General features: G+C 66.1%; 10 protein-coding genes. 4 read left to right on the forward strand and 6 right to left on the reverse strand.

Annotated elements, in window-relative coordinates; all coding sequences use genetic code 11:
- The first annotated feature begins 459 nt into the window (after positions 1-459).
- The 3 genes from XH92_RS03290 (at position 460) to XH92_RS03300 (ending at position 6,311) form a co-directional block, all read left to right on the forward strand.
- Positions 460-1,659 (forward strand): efflux RND transporter periplasmic adaptor subunit, encoded by a 1,200-nt coding sequence (locus XH92_RS03290; protein WP_371818125.1) that lies wholly within the window; start codon positions 460-462, stop codon positions 1,657-1,659.
- On the forward strand, positions 1,656-4,829 hold the full coding sequence (locus XH92_RS03295) for an efflux RND transporter permease subunit (protein ID WP_194457954.1): 3,174 nt from the start codon (positions 1,656-1,658) through the stop codon (positions 4,827-4,829). Before XH92_RS03290 ends, XH92_RS03295 begins: the two co-directional genes overlap by 4 nt.
- A 291-nt stretch (positions 4,830-5,120) precedes the next feature.
- On the forward strand, positions 5,121-6,311 hold the full coding sequence (locus XH92_RS03300; RefSeq protein ID WP_194457955.1) for an ABC transporter substrate-binding protein: 1,191 nt from the start codon (positions 5,121-5,123) through the stop codon (positions 6,309-6,311).
- Positions 6,312-6,391: 80 nt separating this feature from the next.
- On the opposite strand, the gene XH92_RS03305 is transcribed toward XH92_RS03300, so the two are convergent.
- The 5 genes from XH92_RS03305 to XH92_RS03325 form a co-directional block, all read right to left on the reverse strand.
- Positions 6,392-6,781, reverse strand: coding sequence for an MAPEG family protein (locus tag XH92_RS03305; protein WP_194457956.1), 390 nt, complete (start codon positions 6,779-6,781; stop codon positions 6,392-6,394).
- 169 nt (positions 6,782-6,950) lie between these two features.
- Entirely contained in the window at positions 6,951-8,036 is a 1,086-nt protein-coding gene (locus XH92_RS03310) for a lipocalin-like domain-containing protein (protein WP_194457957.1), read from the reverse strand.
- On the reverse strand, positions 8,026-10,485 hold the full coding sequence (locus XH92_RS03315; protein ID WP_194457958.1) for an ABC transporter permease: 2,460 nt from the start codon (positions 10,483-10,485) through the stop codon (positions 8,026-8,028). The genes XH92_RS03310 and XH92_RS03315 overlap by 11 nt, the downstream gene beginning before the upstream one ends.
- Positions 10,482-11,135 carry an ABC transporter ATP-binding protein gene (locus tag XH92_RS03320; protein WP_194457959.1) on the reverse strand — a complete coding sequence of 218 codons (654 nt, stop codon included), beginning with the start codon at positions 11,133-11,135 and terminating at the stop codon, positions 10,482-10,484. The genes XH92_RS03315 and XH92_RS03320 overlap by 4 nt, the downstream gene beginning before the upstream one ends.
- Positions 11,136-11,175: 40 nt before the next feature.
- On the reverse strand, positions 11,176-11,934 hold the full coding sequence (locus XH92_RS03325; RefSeq protein ID WP_194457960.1) for a class I SAM-dependent methyltransferase: 759 nt from the start codon (positions 11,932-11,934) through the stop codon (positions 11,176-11,178).
- Positions 11,935-12,181: 247 nt separating this feature from the next.
- On the opposite strand from XH92_RS03325, the gene XH92_RS03330 reads away from it, so the two are divergent.
- Complete coding sequence (locus tag XH92_RS03330; RefSeq protein WP_194457961.1) at positions 12,182-13,498, forward strand: MFS transporter; 1,317 nt, start codon at positions 12,182-12,184, stop codon at positions 13,496-13,498.
- Between the two features lie 219 nt (positions 13,499-13,717).
- Here the strand turns inward: XH92_RS03330 and XH92_RS03335 are convergent, their stop codons facing one another.
- A complete protein-coding gene (locus XH92_RS03335) occupies positions 13,718-15,436 on the reverse strand; it encodes an amidohydrolase family protein (RefSeq protein ID WP_194457962.1) in 1,719 nt (572 codons plus the stop codon).
- Positions 15,437-15,563: the final 127 nt, after the last annotated feature.

Below are 15,563 nucleotides of genomic sequence, written 5' to 3' on the forward strand. Positions count from 1 at the left end.
TGGAACCTGGCCGGTCCTGGCGTTTGCGCGCCGAGGTTGTTACGCCAAAAGTCGAACCCGAGGCAGTGTGACGCTTCCGTGAAGCGAGTTCGCGCTGTGATTGATTCGGGACGATCCGTCTGTGATCTATTGCCTTCGATAGGCCAGCCAAACTGCCCCTTTTCGTCGTCACGGTTTCGCGAGCGCGTCGTAAGGCTTTCAGACTACGCAACTATTTGCTTGATCCGGCGCCCATCTTGAACAGACTGGGGTGCGGCTACATCTGTGACGTCCGCTGCCGCGACATTGCGGTGGTCCATCCGTGTTGAATCACCGCAATTTGGTTGCGACTTTCGTAGCCCTGCTTTGGTCGGCGTGCTTCGTGGTCTTTTGGGGGAGAGGGAATTGAGTTCGATTGACAGAACGGGGCGTCCGGTTCCGGTGAGCGGCGTCGAGCGTCATTCGCTTCGCCGCCAAGGATTGGTCAGGGCCCGCTGGCTCGGCCTCGCGCCGATCGGCTTGCTTGCCGCGCTGACGCTCGGCGGCTGCGACAACAAGAGCGCGCAATCACAGGCCGCGCCGCCGGCGCCGCCAGTCACCGTCGCTCAGCCGGTCAAGCGCACCGTCACCGATTGGGACGAATTCACCGGCCGCTTCGAGGCGATCGAGGAAGTCCAGGTCCGCGCCCGCGTCGGCGGCTTCGTCAACAGTGTCGAGTTCAAGGATGGCGCGATCGTCCATGCCGGCGATCTGCTCTACGTCATCGACCCGCGGCCGTTCGAGGCGGTCGTGCTGCAGGCCGAAGGTCAGCTCGCCGACGCGCGCGCCAAGGGCGAGCTTGCCAAGCGCGATCTCGAGCGCGGGCTCAATCTGGTGCAGACCAGCGCGGTCTCGGAGCAGGTCGTCGACCAGCGCCGCCAGGCGCTGCAGGCGGCTCGCGCCGCCGAGACGCAGGCCGAGGGCACGCTGAAGGCCGCGCAGCTCAACGTCGAGTTCACCCATGTGCTGGCGCCGATCACCGGCCGCGTCAGTCGGCATCTGGTGACCCCGGGCAATCTGGTGCAGGGCAGCGAGGGTGGCGCGACGCTGCTGACCTCGATCGTGTCGCTCGATCCGATCTACATCTATTTCGACGTCGACGAGGCGACCTATCAGCGCAACAGCAAGCTGTGGTTCGAAGGCCGGCGGCCGAGCTCGCGCGACACGGCGAACCCGGTGCAGGTGACGCTGACCGGCGAGACCAAGCCCTCGCATGAGGGCAAGATGGACTTCCTCGACAACCGCCTCGACGTCTCCACCGCGACGCTGCGCAGCCGCGCGATCATTCCGAACAAGGATCTCTCGATCCTGCCCGGCCAGTTCGGCCGCGTCCGTCTGATCGGCTCCTCGCCCTATGAGGCGCTGCTGATCCCGGATACCGCTGTTGCCACCGACCAGTCGCGCAAGATCGTGTTCGTGGTCAAGGACGACAACACGGTGGAAGCAAGAGCCGTTACGCTCGGGCCGCTGGATGAGGGCCTGCGCGTGATCCGCGAAGGCCTCAAGCCGGAGGATCATGTGATCGTCGACGGGCTGCAACGCGCCCGTGTCGGCGCCAAGGTGACGCCGAAGATGGCCCAGGCTCCGGCGGATACCAAGCCGGCGGCAGACACCAAGCCCGCGGCAGGTGCCAAGCCATGAATCTCGGCAGGCTTTCCATCAACCAGCCCATCCTCGCGATGGTGCTGTCGATCGTGCTGCTGATCGTCGGCGCGATCGCCTATCCGACGCTGCCGGTCTCGGAATATCCGCAGGTCGTGCCGCCGACCGTCACCGTCACGACGCAGTATCCGGGCGCTTCGGCGCAGACCGTGTCCGACACGGTCGCCGCTCCGATCGAGCAGGAGATCAACGGCGTCGAGGACATGCTGTATCTCTACAGCCAGGCGACCTCGAACGGCCAGCTCACCATCACCGCGACCTTCAAGCTCGGCACCGACCTCGACAAGGCCCAGGTGCTGGTGCAGAACCGCGTCGCGATCGCGCAGCCGCGGCTGCCCGAAGAAGTCCAGCGCAACGGCGTCGTCACCCGCAAGAACTCGCCCGACATCCTGATGGTCGTGTTCATGCTGTCGCCCGACGACACGTTCGACCAGCTCTACATCTCCAACTACGCGCTGCTGCAGGTCCGCGACCAGCTGTTGCGGCTCGACGGCGTCGGCGACATCCAGATGTTCGGCGCGCGCGACTATTCGATGCGGCTGTGGCTCGATCCCGACCGGATCGCCAATCTCGGCCTGACCTCGACCGAGGTGCTGGCTGCGATCCGGGCGCAAAACCTGCAGATCGCGGGCGGCCAGATCGCCGAGCCGCCGATCGCCGATCGCGCCTTCCAGCCGAACCTCGTGTTCACCGGCCGCCTCAAGGACATCAGGCAATTCGAGGACATCGTGGTGAAGGCCGGCTCCGACGGCCGCACGGTGCGGCTGCGCGACGTCGCCCGCGTCGAGCTCGGTGCGCTGTCCTATGCCACCAACAGCTTCCTGCTGCGCAAGTCGGCGGTCGCGCTGCTGGTTACGCAGCGGCCCGGATCGAACGCGCTCGCCACCGCCAAGAGCATCTCCGACACGATGGAGCGGATGAAGGCGGGTTTCCCGAAGGGGCTCGACTACAACATCGGCTACAACCCGACCGAATTCATCGCCCAATCGGTCCATGAGCTGATCAAGACGATCTACGAGGCGATGGCGCTCGTCGTCATCGTGGTGCTGGTGTTCCTGCAGGGCTGGCGGCCTGCGATCATCCCGATCATCGCGATCCCGGTGTCGCTGGTCGGCACCTTCGCGGTCATGGCCGCGCTCGGCTTCTCGATCAACAATCTGACGCTGTTCGGCCTCGTGCTGGCGGTCGGCATCGTGGTCGACGACGCCATCGTGGTGGTCGAGAATGTCGAGCGGCATCTCGAGCATGGCATGTCCAGGCGCGAGGCTGCGCTCAAGACCATGGAGGAGGTCGGCGGTGCGCTGGTCTCGATCGCGCTGGTGCTGTGCGCGGTGTTCGTGCCGACCGCCTTCCTCGGCGGCATCTCCGGGCAGTTCTTCCAGCAATTCGCGGTCACGATCGCCGTCGCGACCGCGATCTCCTGCTTCTGCTCCCTGACGCTGTCGCCAGCGCTGGCCTCGCAGATCCTGGTCCCGCACGAGGAGAAGCGCCCGCCGGCACGCTGGAACATCATCGCGCGCGGCTGGGACAGCTTCACCGCGCTGTTCAACCGGGTGTTCGACCGGCTGGCTCACGGCTATGCGGCGGTCGCCGACTTCGTGATCCGGCATACGGTGGTGATGGTCGCGATCTATCTCGTGCTGATCGGTAGCGCCGGTTGGCTGCTCGCGACCACCTCGCAGGGCTTCATCCCGGCGCAGGACCGCGGCTACGTCATCATCTCGGCGCAGCTGCCGGGCGCCGCGTCGCTGGCGCGGACCACGGCCGTGGTCCGCGAGATCGAGCGGATCGCGCTGGATACGCCCGGCATCGTTCGCGTTGCGGCCTTCGCCGGCTTCTCGGGCGCGACACGCACGCAAGCGGGTAATGCCGCGGCGCTGTTCCCGGTGTTCGACGAGCCGGAGGCGCGCCTGAAGAAGGGCCTGACGGCGACTGCGATCACGGCCGACCTGCGCAAGCGCCTGTCGGTGATCCAGGGCGCCTTCATCATCGTCATTCCGCCGCCGGCCGTGCCCGGCATCGGCACCGGCGGTGGTTTCACCATCCGCGTCCAGGACCGGCAAGGCCGCGGGCCCGAATTGCTGGCGTCCGCGACCGACGAATTGGTGCAGGCCGCGCGCAAGTCGCCGAACCTGACCTCGGTGTTCTCGCCGTACTCTGCGAACACTCCGCAGCTGTTCGTCGATATCGATCGCGTCAAGGCGCAGAAGCTCGGCGTTCCCATCGCCAACATCACCGACACGATCGAGACCTATTTCGGCTCGACCTATGTCAACGACTTCAACCTGTTCGGGCGCACCTATCACGTCACCGCGCAGGCCGATCTGCCGTTCCGCAAGGAGACCACCGATCTGTCGCGGCTGCGCACCCGCAACGCCAGTGGCGACATGGTGATGCTCGGCAGCGTCGTCGACTTCAAGGACATCTCGGGCCCCGACCGCGTCGCGCGCTACAATCTCTACTCGGCGTCCGAACTGCAGGGTGAGCCGGCGTCGGGCGTCAGCTCGACGACGGCGCTCAACACCATCAAGAAGATCGCCGACGAAACCCTGCCGAGCGGCTTCTCGTTCGAATGGACCGATCTGTCCTACCAGCAGGTCAATGGCGCCAATGCCGGCCTCTACGTGTTCCCGATCTGCGTGCTGTTCGTCTACCTGGTGCTGGCCGCGCAATATGGCAGCTGGACCTTGCCGTTCGCGGTGATCCTGATCGTGCCGATGTGCCTGTTCGCGGCCACCATCGGCGTGCGCATCATGGGCCAGGACGTCAACATCCTGACCCAGATCGGCTTCGTGGTGCTGGTGGGCCTTGCCGCCAAGAACGCGATCCTGATCGTCGAGTTCGCGCGCGATATCGAGCTCGAGGGCCGGCCGCGGCTGGAGGCGGTGATCGAGGCCTGCCGGCTGCGCCTGCGGCCGATCCTGATGACGTCGTTCGCCTTCATCCTCGGCGTGCTGCCGCTGGTGGTGTCGACCGGCTCGGGCTCGGAGATGCGGCAGGCGGTCGGTGTCGCGGTGTTCTTCGGCATGCTCGGCGTCACCCTGTTCGGCCTCGTCTTCACGCCGATCTTCTACATGGTGGTGCGCAACCTCGCGGAAGGAAAGAACGAGGGCAAGCCGAAGGAACCAGCGGCGACCGTGGCGGGGTAACGGGCGGCATTCGGCATTCCGCGGAAGCAAGGTCCTTGCCCGTCATCCCCGCGCAAAGGCCTCGCCTTTGTCGCTGGAGGAGCCTGCGAAGCAGGCGTCTCGAAGGATGCACGGCCAGCGGCCGGGCCTTCGAGGCTCGCGCCGCTCGCACCTCAGGGTGACGGGGAAACTGTGGGCGTGCGTGGACAGAGCCCATACTTTTGGCTGAGCGGAAAGAGATGGGCAGCAGCTAGGTTATAAAATAATGTCGCGCCGATTTTTCCTGATAGAGACTGCTGGGAGAGCACAACAATGAAGTCGGGATTTTTGGCTGCGGTTGCGGCGTGCAGCCTGATGCTGGCGGCGCCGGCGATGGCCCAGGGTGTCAAGATCGGCATCCTGAACGACCAGTCGGGCGTATACGCCGACTACGGCGGAAAGTATTCGCTCGAGGCCGCACGGATGGCAGTTGAGGATTTCGGCGGCGAGGTGCTGGGCCAGAAGATCGAGATCGTCACCGCCGACCATCAGAACAAGCCCGACCTCGCAACCGCGATCGCGCGGCGCTGGTACGAGGTCGAGAACGTCGACATGATCACCGAGCTCACCACGTCGTCGGTCGCGCTCGCGGTGCAGGAACTGTCCAAGGAAAAGAAGAAGATCGATATCGTGGTCGGCGCGGCGACCTCGCGCATTTCAGGCGATGCCTGCACGCCCTATAGCTTCCACTGGGCCTATGACACCCGCGCGCTCGCGGTCGGTACCGGCGGGGCGCTGACGGAAGCGGGCGGCAACACCTGGTTCTTCCTGACCGCCGACTATGCCTTCGGCTACGCGCTGGAAAAGGACACCAGCGACATCGTTGCCTCGAAGGGTGGCAAGGTAGTCGGCTCGGTCCGCGTGCCGCTCAACTCGTCGGACTTCTCGTCCTTCCTGCTGCAGGCGCAGAGCTCGAAGGCCAAGATCATCGGACTTGCCAATGCCGGCCTCGACACCACCAACTCGATCAAGCAGGCGGCTGAGTTTGGCATCGTGCGCGGCGGCCAGAAGCTCGCCGGCCTGCTGATGACGCTGTCGGAGGTGCACGGTCTCGGGCTCGAGGCGGCGCAGGGTCTGGTGCTCACCGAGGGCTTCTACTGGGACCACGACGATGCCTCGCGCGCCTTCAGCGAGCGCTTCTTCAAGCGCACCAGCCGGATGCCGAGCATGATCCATGCCGGCACCTATTCGGCGACGCTGAGCTATTTGAAGGCGGTGAAGGCCGCTGGCACCAAGGACAGCGAGGCGGTCGCCGCCAAGCTGAAGGAGCTGCCGGTCGACGACGCCTTTGCCAAGGGCAAGGTGCTCGCCAACGGCCGCATGGTGCATGACCTCTATCTGTTCGAGGTCAAGAAGCCCTCGGAGTCGAAGAAGCCGTGGGACTATTACAAGCAGATCGCCGTGGTGCCCGGCGACAAGGCGTTCTTCACCGCCAAGGAAAGCGGGTGCCCGCTGACCAAGTGAGGCGTAGCTGGGGCAACAAATATCGCTGTCGTCCCGGCCTTCGCCGGGACGACAGCGGAGGGTGTGGCGCGATCACGCCCTCAATGCACCAGCCGCCACACCGCGCCGCCGAGCGCGCCGACCCATAGAATGATCGCGGCCATCGCCTGGATGCCAAATCCGCGGCTGCGCTTTGCCACCGCCTCGCGATAGCCGATGAAGTAGACGATGCGGCCGATCACCCAGATCGCGCCGATCGCGGCAGCCGTGGCGTCGCCGATATAGATCGCGAACAGCCAGAGCGACGGCAGGAAGATCGGCATCCATTCCAGCGTGTTCATCTGGATGCGGAAGATGCGCTCGAAGTCCGGATGGCCCGAGATCGCCGGCAGCTTGACGCCATAGGCGGCGCGCGCGTGCGCGACCTGTGTCGTGGTGAAGAAATAGAATGCGACCGCAAGGCAGGTGACGATGGCCGTGTAGTGGTACATGTCAGGCGTGTCCTCTGGTTCTGTTGGCCCCGACCTCGTGACGCGGCAGCGACGACCGGTGTGACAGGCAGGGTCATTTTGGGCGGCGCCGATCTTCCGTCGACGTTTGGGCTTCTTGTTAGAGCATGATCTTTTCGGAAAACCGCTCCGCACTTTTCCGGATCATGCTCTAGTACCCGGTCATCTCAAGATAGCCGATTCCGGCGTGGCTGCCCGAGAAGCGGATCGGGCCTTCCCAATAGGGGAAGCTGGTTCCCATCCAGGCCTTCGGATTGAGCGGCGTAGTCTCGATGGCAAGGCCGCGCGCCGGAAGGGTCACGCGCCACGACGTCGGCAGCTTGCGGCCGTCGATCTCGGTGGTCGCAACCGGCGTGATGCTGTTGCCGGGGCCAGCGATCTCGGCCGAGCGGCCGTCCGGCGTGAACCAGTTGCCGAACAGGTTGTCGCGGCCGTCCTTCTGGCGCAGCCGGTACAGCATCAGCTTCTCGTCGCCGGGCAGATGCAGCGAGAACCAGTCCCAGCCGGTTTGATCCGCCGCCAATGGCTGGCTGCTCCATTCGCGATCCATCCAGGCCGTGCCCGTGACGTCGACCGATCGGTCGTCGATCTCGATGCGGCCGGACACCGTGTAGAACGGCTGGCTGTAATAATAGGACGCCTGTCCGCGATCCGACTTGCGGCTGTAGCCATGGTCGCCTTGCAGCACCAGCGGGCGATTGGCGTTGAGGCGGAGCGCGGTGCCGAAGTCGGCAGCCGAGGCCTTCAGTTCGAGCGGCGCGACGCGCTGCGCATCGAATGGGTCGATCCCATGCATCTCCCAGGCGTCGATCCAGGCACGGAACGGCGTGGCTTCGACACCGGCCTGCCCGACGCCGCCGCGCGCAAAGGTCTCGCTGAAGCGATGCGTGGTGGCGCTGGTCACGGCGGCATGGCCCATCCAGACCTGCTGGTTGGCCCAGCCCTCGGCCGGTCCGCCTGGCTTCGTCGCCTGGCGGAACAGCGTCCATTGCGCGCCATAGGCCGCGCCGCTGGCATCGGACAGGTTTGCCGTCACGTACCACCACTCGATCCGGAACTCCGGATGCGGGCCGTGATCGACGGGGAATACGAACGGCTTGCCCGGCGTGACGGCGGCAAAACCCTCGGCATTCTCGCCGAGCCCGGCAAAGCCCTGCGCGAGACCCTTGCCGCCGAGCGCCAGCGCCAGCGCGCCGCCAGCAAAGGCGCGGCGGGTGATCGTGCTGCTAGCGCTCATTGACGAAGGTCCGGATCAGGGTGGCCGGCTGCATGCGCGCCAGTCTAGCGACCGGCAGCGCCGCCGCACAGAGCGCCGCCGCCATCGCCACTGCGAGCAGCTCGATCAGCTGCAGCGGGAAGACTTGGAACGGCAGCCGCCAGCCGAACGCCTTCACATTGACGATAGCAAGCAGGCACCACGCGACCAGAAGGCCGAGCGGCAGTGCGAACAGCGCGGTGATCAATGCAACCGCCATGGTCTTCAATAGCTCGAGCGCCGCGAGCCGCCGCCGCGTCAGGCCGATCGCCCACAGCGGCGCCAGTTGCGGCAGCCGCGAATTGGCCAGCGTGAGCAGGCTGGTCAGGAGCGCGACGCCGGCGACGCCGAGCGTGAAGGCGTTGAGCGCCGCCGTCACCGAGAAGGTGCGGTTGAACACCCGCTTGGATTCCCGCTTCACCGTCGCCTGGTCGGCAACGTTGCGGTCGTCGAGACCGAACTTCTCCTGCAACGCCGTGATCAGCGGCGCGATGTGATCGGGCGCGACGCGGAGCCCCAGCCGGGTCTGCGGCACGTCCGGGAAGCGCCGCGTCAGTGCGGCGAAGTTGACCGCGATCTGGCCCTTGGGGTTGCCGTAATCGGCATAGATGCCGACGATCTCGAGCGGCCAGTTGCCGCCGGGGGCGGGTACCTCGATATGATCGCCAATCGCGAGCTTCATCCGCCGCGACAGCTGCTCGCTGACCAGACACGTGTCGCCGGGACGCAAGCGCACCCAGGCATTCGCGGTGCTTTCGAGCAACGGCCAATTGTCGCGATAGGTCGTGTGGTCGGGCAGGCCGAGCACCTCGATCGGCGCGCCGCCAAGCTGGGTGTCGGCGCGGCCGCCCGGCAGGATGGCCTGAACCTCCGGCCTATCGCGCAGCCAGGCCTTGATCTCCTTCGCCTGCTGATCGCTCGCGGCGCTGACATAGACGTCGGCGGCGAGACGGCCGTCGAGCCAGACCAGGAAGGTGCGGCTGAAACTTTCCACCATGGTGCTGACGCCGACATTGACGGCGAGCGCGAGCAGCAGCGCCATCAGCGCCAGCGACAGGCCTGACAGCTGCTGGCGGCTGTCGGCCCAGAACCAGATGCCGACCGGTTGCCGCGCGCTGCGCTGGCCGAGCGCGAGCGCGATCTGCAGCACCATCGGCAGGATCAATGCCGCGCCGAGCATCAGCGCGGCCAGCACGGCGAAGCCCGCGATCAGGGAATCGCCGAACTGGATGAGAGCCGCGGCGACCGCGAACACCGCGAGTGCCGCGGCGCTCTGAAACATCAGCCAGCGCCGCTGCGCCTGCTGCCAGGCCTGCGGCTGCGCCGTCGCCAGCACCGGCATCCGGATCGCCTTGGCGAGGCTCGCGGCCGCCGCGGCGAGCGCGCCCAGGATGCTGATCGCGATGCCGACAAGCCACCACACGGGCTTGAGCGAAAGCTGCCCGGGAATCTGCGCGCCATAGAGCCCGCGCAGCGAGGCCGCGACATCGGGCAGCAACGCCGCCGCGATGAAGTAGCCGCAGACGAGACCAATCAGGCCGGCGACCAGCGCCAGCGACACCAGCTCGATGACAAGCACGGTGTTGAGCATCCGCGCCGAGACGCCGCAGGCGCGCAGCGTCCGCAGCATCGGCAGCCGCTGCTCGAAGGCGAGCCCGATCGCGGAGTTGACGATGAACAGCCCGACGAAGAACGACAGCAGGCCGAAGGCGGTGAGGTTGAGATGGAAGCTGTCGGTCAAGCGTTCGAGATCGCTCTCGGCACTCGGCTCGACCAGGCGGAGCTTTTCACCTGCGACGCTTTCCAGCGCTGCACGTGGTGCTTTGGACTTGCCGACCAGCAGACGCGACACCTGGCCGGGCATCTTCAAAATGTCCTGCGCGATGCCGATGTCGACGATGAGCGCGCCGGGCGCAAGCTCGGCTTGCACGCGCAGCGGCGGCAAGGTGATGCCGTTGGCCTGCGGCCGTTCGCCTTCCTTGAGGCCGAGATCCCGCAACGTCTCAGGCGCCGCCAGCATTTCACCTGGCGGCGTGACGAAGGATTGCAGGCTGCCGCGCCCGACCGCCGGCGCGTTGCCAACCTCGGACGGCAGCGTCACCGGCTCGACGCCGAGCAGACGGAAGCTGCGCCCGTCGATCTGAACGCGCCCCTCCAGCATCGGCGACACCGGCCAGCCGGCGCGGCGCAGATCGACGAACAGTTGTTGCGGCAAGGTCGCGCTGTCCTTCGCGGTCAGCATCGCGGTGCGCGAGCCGCCGAAGGTCGCGGCCGCGCGGTCATAGGCGATGCGGGCCTGCTGGTTCAGCGCCTGCACGCCGCTCCACAGCGCGGTCGCCGAGATCAATCCGATCAGCAGCGTCGCAAGCTGCATCGGATGCCGCCGCCAATGGCTGAGCAGCACGGCTAGGATCCATAATGGGCGCCTCACGCAATCACTCCAGCATGCAGGTTGACCTGACGATCGAGCGTCGCGGCCAGCCGCGCGCTGTGGGTGACCATCAGGAAGCCGCAGCCGGTGCGTGTCACCAGATCGCGGGCGAGCCGCAGCACCTCGTCCGCGGTATCCTCGTCGAGATTGCCGGTCGGCTCGTCGGCGAGCAGCAGCAGCGGCTTCGGTGCCAGCGCGCGGCCGATCGCGACGCGCTGCTGCTGGCCGCCGGACAATTGCTCGGGATAGCGCTTCAACAGCTGCTTCAGCCCAAGGCGCTCGACCAGCTCGTCATGCCAGGCGGCATCATGCCGGCCGGCGATGCGCGACTGGAACACGAGATTGTCCGCGACCGAGAGACTCGGGATCAGGTTGAACTGCTGGAACACGAGGCCGAGCCGGTCGCGGCGCAGCTCGGCGCGCCCGGCGTCGTCGAGGGCGGAGACCGTGATATCGGCAAGCCTGATCTCGCCGCTGTCGGCGGCATCGAGCCCTGCGATCAGGTGCAGCAGCGTGCTCTTGCCGCTACCGGATTCGCCGGTCAGCGCCACGCTCTCGCCGGTTGCAACGGCAAGGTCGACGCCGCGCAGCACCGCGACGTCTTCACCGGCAGTGCGGTAACTCTTGGTCAGGCCGGTGACGCGAAGCACCGCGGCGGTCTGGTCAGATGAAGCGATGGCCGTGCCTCATTCAAGGCTTCTGGTATTTCAGGACGAACTCGTCGATCGGCACCGGCGCCTTGAAGACGGGAATGTCCTTCGGGTCCTCCGCATGATGCAGGAAATCGCCCTCGGCCACCAGCTTGAAGCCGGCCGCCTCGATCTCCTGTTTCAGGGTGCTCTCCTCGATCCGGTGCAGCGTTTTGGCGACGCTGGTGCCGTCGCCCGCCTTGGCCGAGTGGTCCGCGATGATCAGGTAGCCGCCCGGCTTCAGCGCGGCGAACATCTTCTTGTTCATCGCGGCGCGGTCGACCGGCAGATAGCTGATGTCGTGATAGAAAAAGAAGAAGGTGATCATGTCGAGGTTGCTGACCTCGGGCGGGATCGGATCGTCGTAGTCGCGCACGACATGGACGACGTTCTTCATCGCCGGCGACTTGGCGCGGGTGTCGAACTTGTCCTTGACGAAGCGCTCGAGCACGGTGGCCGAGTCCTGCGCGTAGACCTTGCCCGACGGGGCGACGGTGCGCGCCAACAGCTCGGTGCTGTAGCCGGCGCTCGCGGCCATGTCGAGGATGCTCATGCCCGGCTTGACGCCGGCAAAGGCCAGCATCTTGGCCGGCTGGCGGCGTAGGTCGACCTGGCGATCCGCATCGCTGCGATCGGGCGCGGCGACGATCGCCGCATAGTCGGGACCGGCGGCGTCCTCGGCGCGGACGGAAGGCACCGCGAGCAGCGTGGCGGACATAAGCGCGGCGCAGGCGGCCGCGCGAAGGATCGATCTGTTCATGAAATAACCCAACCTTCGATAACCTCGGCTCGTCGTTAGCCCGAGCATAGCAGCCGGCCCGTGACAGATCACCGCTTCACTGGCCGCGACGACGCGAACGTGATCGGGCGTGCTTGCCCGGCATCGTGTCGCGCCGGCCACAGAACCCGAGGAAATGCGGTGTTGCGTTGCGTGGCGAGGCGTGGCTAGCATCGCCTGACGGGGCCGATCTTACGAAGCCAAAAAACGAAACGACGGGGAGCCAGACATGATGACGCAGCCGACGTCCAAGGGGATGTCAACGAGGACGCCCAAAGGCGCCTGGCAGATCACCTTCCTTCTATTCCTGTTCATGGTGGTGAACTTTGCCGACAAGATCGTGGTCGGGCTGGCCGGCGTGCCGATCAAGAAGGATCTGGGCCTCACTCCGGAGCAGTTCGGCACCCTCGGATCGTCGTTCTTCTATCTGTTCTCGATCTCGGCGATCGTGATCGGCTTCGTCGCCAATCGCGCGTCGACGCGTTGGATATTGCTGATCCTGGCGCTGATCTGGGCGGTGACGCAGTTTCCGATGGTCGGCCCTGTCGACTTCACGACGCTGATGGTCTGTCGCATCATCCTCGGTGCCGGCGAAGGACCGGCGGCGGCGGTTGCCATTCATGCGATCTACAAATGGTTCCCGGACGAGAAGCGCACGCTGCCGACCGCGATCTTGTCGCAAGGATCGGCATTTGGCGTGATCCTGACGATGCCCGCGCTGGGCTGGGTCATCAACACCTACAGCTGGCATCTTGCCTTCGGTGTGCTCGGTGTCGTCAGCCTGCTCTGGGCCGTCGCCTGGTTTGCGTTCGGCAAGGAAGGGCCACTGGCGTCGACGGCGGCTGTTGTCGCCGATGAGCAACGGATTTCCTACTGGAGGCTTTTGACGTCGCGCACCTTCATCGGCTGCGTTGCCGCGACCTTCGGCGCCTATTGGGCGTTGTCGCTCGGACTGACCTGGTTCACATCCTTCATCATCGAGGGCTTGGGCTTTACGCAGAAGGAGGCCAATTTCATCTCGATCCTGCCCTGGGTCTTTGGCGCGGTTGTCGTGATCCTGACCGGTTGGATTTCGCAGCTGATGCTGGCGCGCGGTTTCACCACGCGCGGCGCGCGCGGCGTGCTCGGGTCGGCGCCGCTCATCGTTGGCGGCTGCATTCTGGCGACGCTGCCCCATGTTGCGCCCGGCGCGCTGATGATCGCGCTGCTGGTGGTCGGCTCTGGCCTGTGCGGCTCGATCTATGTGGTTTGCCCGGCGATGCTCGGCGAGTTCACGCCGGTGTCGCAGCGTGGTGCGGTGATCGCGATCTACGGCGCGCTGTACACGCTGTCGGGCATTTTGGCGCCGCAGGTGATGGGCAACGTGATTCAGCATGCCGGGGCAATGATGGAGGGCTACATGACGGGCTTCACCATCAACGCTGCGATCATGGTCGGCTCCGGCCTGCTCGGATTGCTGCTGCTGTGGCCGAACACCGAGCGTGCGCGGTTGACCGGCACGTCGCAGCCCGCCGGCACGATCAAGGGCGCGATGTCGCCGACGTAACGGGGCGCCCCCTAGCAAGTCGCTTCACTTCGCCTCTCCCCTTGTGGGAGAGGCCGGATTTCGCGCGTCAGCGGGAAATCCGGGTGAGGGGTTTGCCTCCGCAAACTCAGTCCCCTCGAGAGACCGCAACCCCTCACCCGGATCGCATTGCGCTCCGCTCCATGCGATCCGGCCTCTCCCCCAAGGGGAGAGGCGGGAGTTTGCTGCGACGGCTTTACTTCAGTTCATTCCCTGCGCGCCGCGGACCAGCCTGCCCGGCCGTGCGCCGGTGGCCTTGCCCGCGCGCTGCGTGACGACGCCCGAGACGATGGTTGCGTCGTAGCCGTCGACCTGCTGCAGCAGGCGGCGACCGCCGACCGGAAGGTCGTAATGCACCTTCGGCGGATGCAGATGCAGCCGGTCGTAATCGATCACATTGACGTCGGCTTTGAAGCCCGGCGCGAGCACGCCGCGATCAGTGAGCCCGACCGACAGCGCGGTCTTGCGCGACTGCGCCGCGATCACGAACGGGATCGACAGCTTGTCGCCGCGGCTGCGGTCGCGCGTCCAGTGCGTCAAGAGATAGGTCGGGAAGCTGGCGTCGCAGATGATGCCGCAATGCGCGCCACCGTCGGACAGGCCGGGCACGGCGCTGGGTTCGCGCAGCATCTCATGCACGGCATCGAGATTGCCATCGGCATAATTCAGGAACGGCACGTAGAGCATGCCGCGGCCCTCGTCGGTCAGCATCGCGTCATAGGCGAGCTCTTCCGGTTGCCGGCCCTGGCGGCGGGCCTGCGGGCCGAGCGCGTTCTCCGGCGGCTGCTCGTAGTCCGGCGGATTACCCAGCAGATACATCTTGTCGTAGTTCGGCCGGAAGAACAGCGGATCGTCGGTCGCCGTGGCGCTCTCGCTCAGAATCGCGGCGCGCACCTCGGGCCGGCGCAGGTGCGTCAGCCGCTCCGCCAGCGGCAGCCTCGCGATCTCGCGATAGCTCGGATGGGTCTGGAACGGGTTGCGCGACAATTCCAGTCCGAGCAGCAGCCCGACCGGCCGCGCCGCGATCTGGGTCGTGATCGACAGGCCGCGGGCTGCGGCTTCATTGATGGTGTCCATGGTCTGCCGCCAGCGCCGCGGCGCCTTGTCGGCCTGGGCGACGGAGAACGAGATCGGGCATTTGGTGTTCTCGGCGACCCGCAGCATCATCGGCAGGTCTTCGTGCACGGTGCTCTGGTCGAGCACGAATTGCAGCACGCTGCGGCCGACGCCGTGCATCGCGCCGGCGATCGCGGTCAATTCATCTTCGCCCGCTTTCAGCGTCGGCGTGTAGTCGCCGGTCGAGGTGCGGTGATTGAGCGTGCGCGAGGTCGAGAAGCCCAGCGCGCCGGATCGGACCGCATCGCCTGCGAGCGCCGCCATCGCCTTGTTGTCCTCGGGTGTTGCGGGATCGCGGCGCGCGCCGCGCTCGCCCATCACATAGACCCGCAGCGCCGCGTGCGGCAGCTGCGCGCCGATATCCATATCGAAGCTGCGCTTCGACAGCCACTCCATGTAGTCCGGGAAACTCTCCCACGCCCAGGGAATGCCGGCGGAGAGCACCGGCTCCGGAATGTCCTCGACGCCTTCCATCAGCTGGATCAGCCTATTGTGGTCGCTCGGCCGGCACGGCGCGAAGCCGACGCCGCAATTGCCCATGATCGCCGTGGTGACGCCGTTCTGCGACGACGGCGTGATGTCCTGGCTCCAGGTCACCTGGCCATCGTAATGGGTGTGGACGTCGACGAAGCCGGGCGCGACGAGCTTGCCGCGGGCGTCGATCTCTTCCTTGCCCTTTGCCGTGACCTTGCCGACCTCGGTGATCTTGCCGCCGGTGATCGCGACATCGGCTTCATAGAGGTCGCCGCCCTTGCCGTCGGCGATGCTGCCGCCGCGGATCACGAGGTCTGGGGTCGAGGTCATGGCATTTCATCCCGAGGCTGTTCTTGTTTATCCAGCATCATGGGTGAGCCCTTGATGCTGTCAACCATCGCCGGTGAAGCTCTGGGATGCGCTGGCGGCGATTTGCCAGCGGGGATCGAGCGCTGCC

The sequence above is a fragment of the Bradyrhizobium sp. CCBAU 53421 genome (assembly GCF_015291625.1).
Lineage (GTDB): Bacteria > Pseudomonadota > Alphaproteobacteria > Rhizobiales > Xanthobacteraceae > Bradyrhizobium.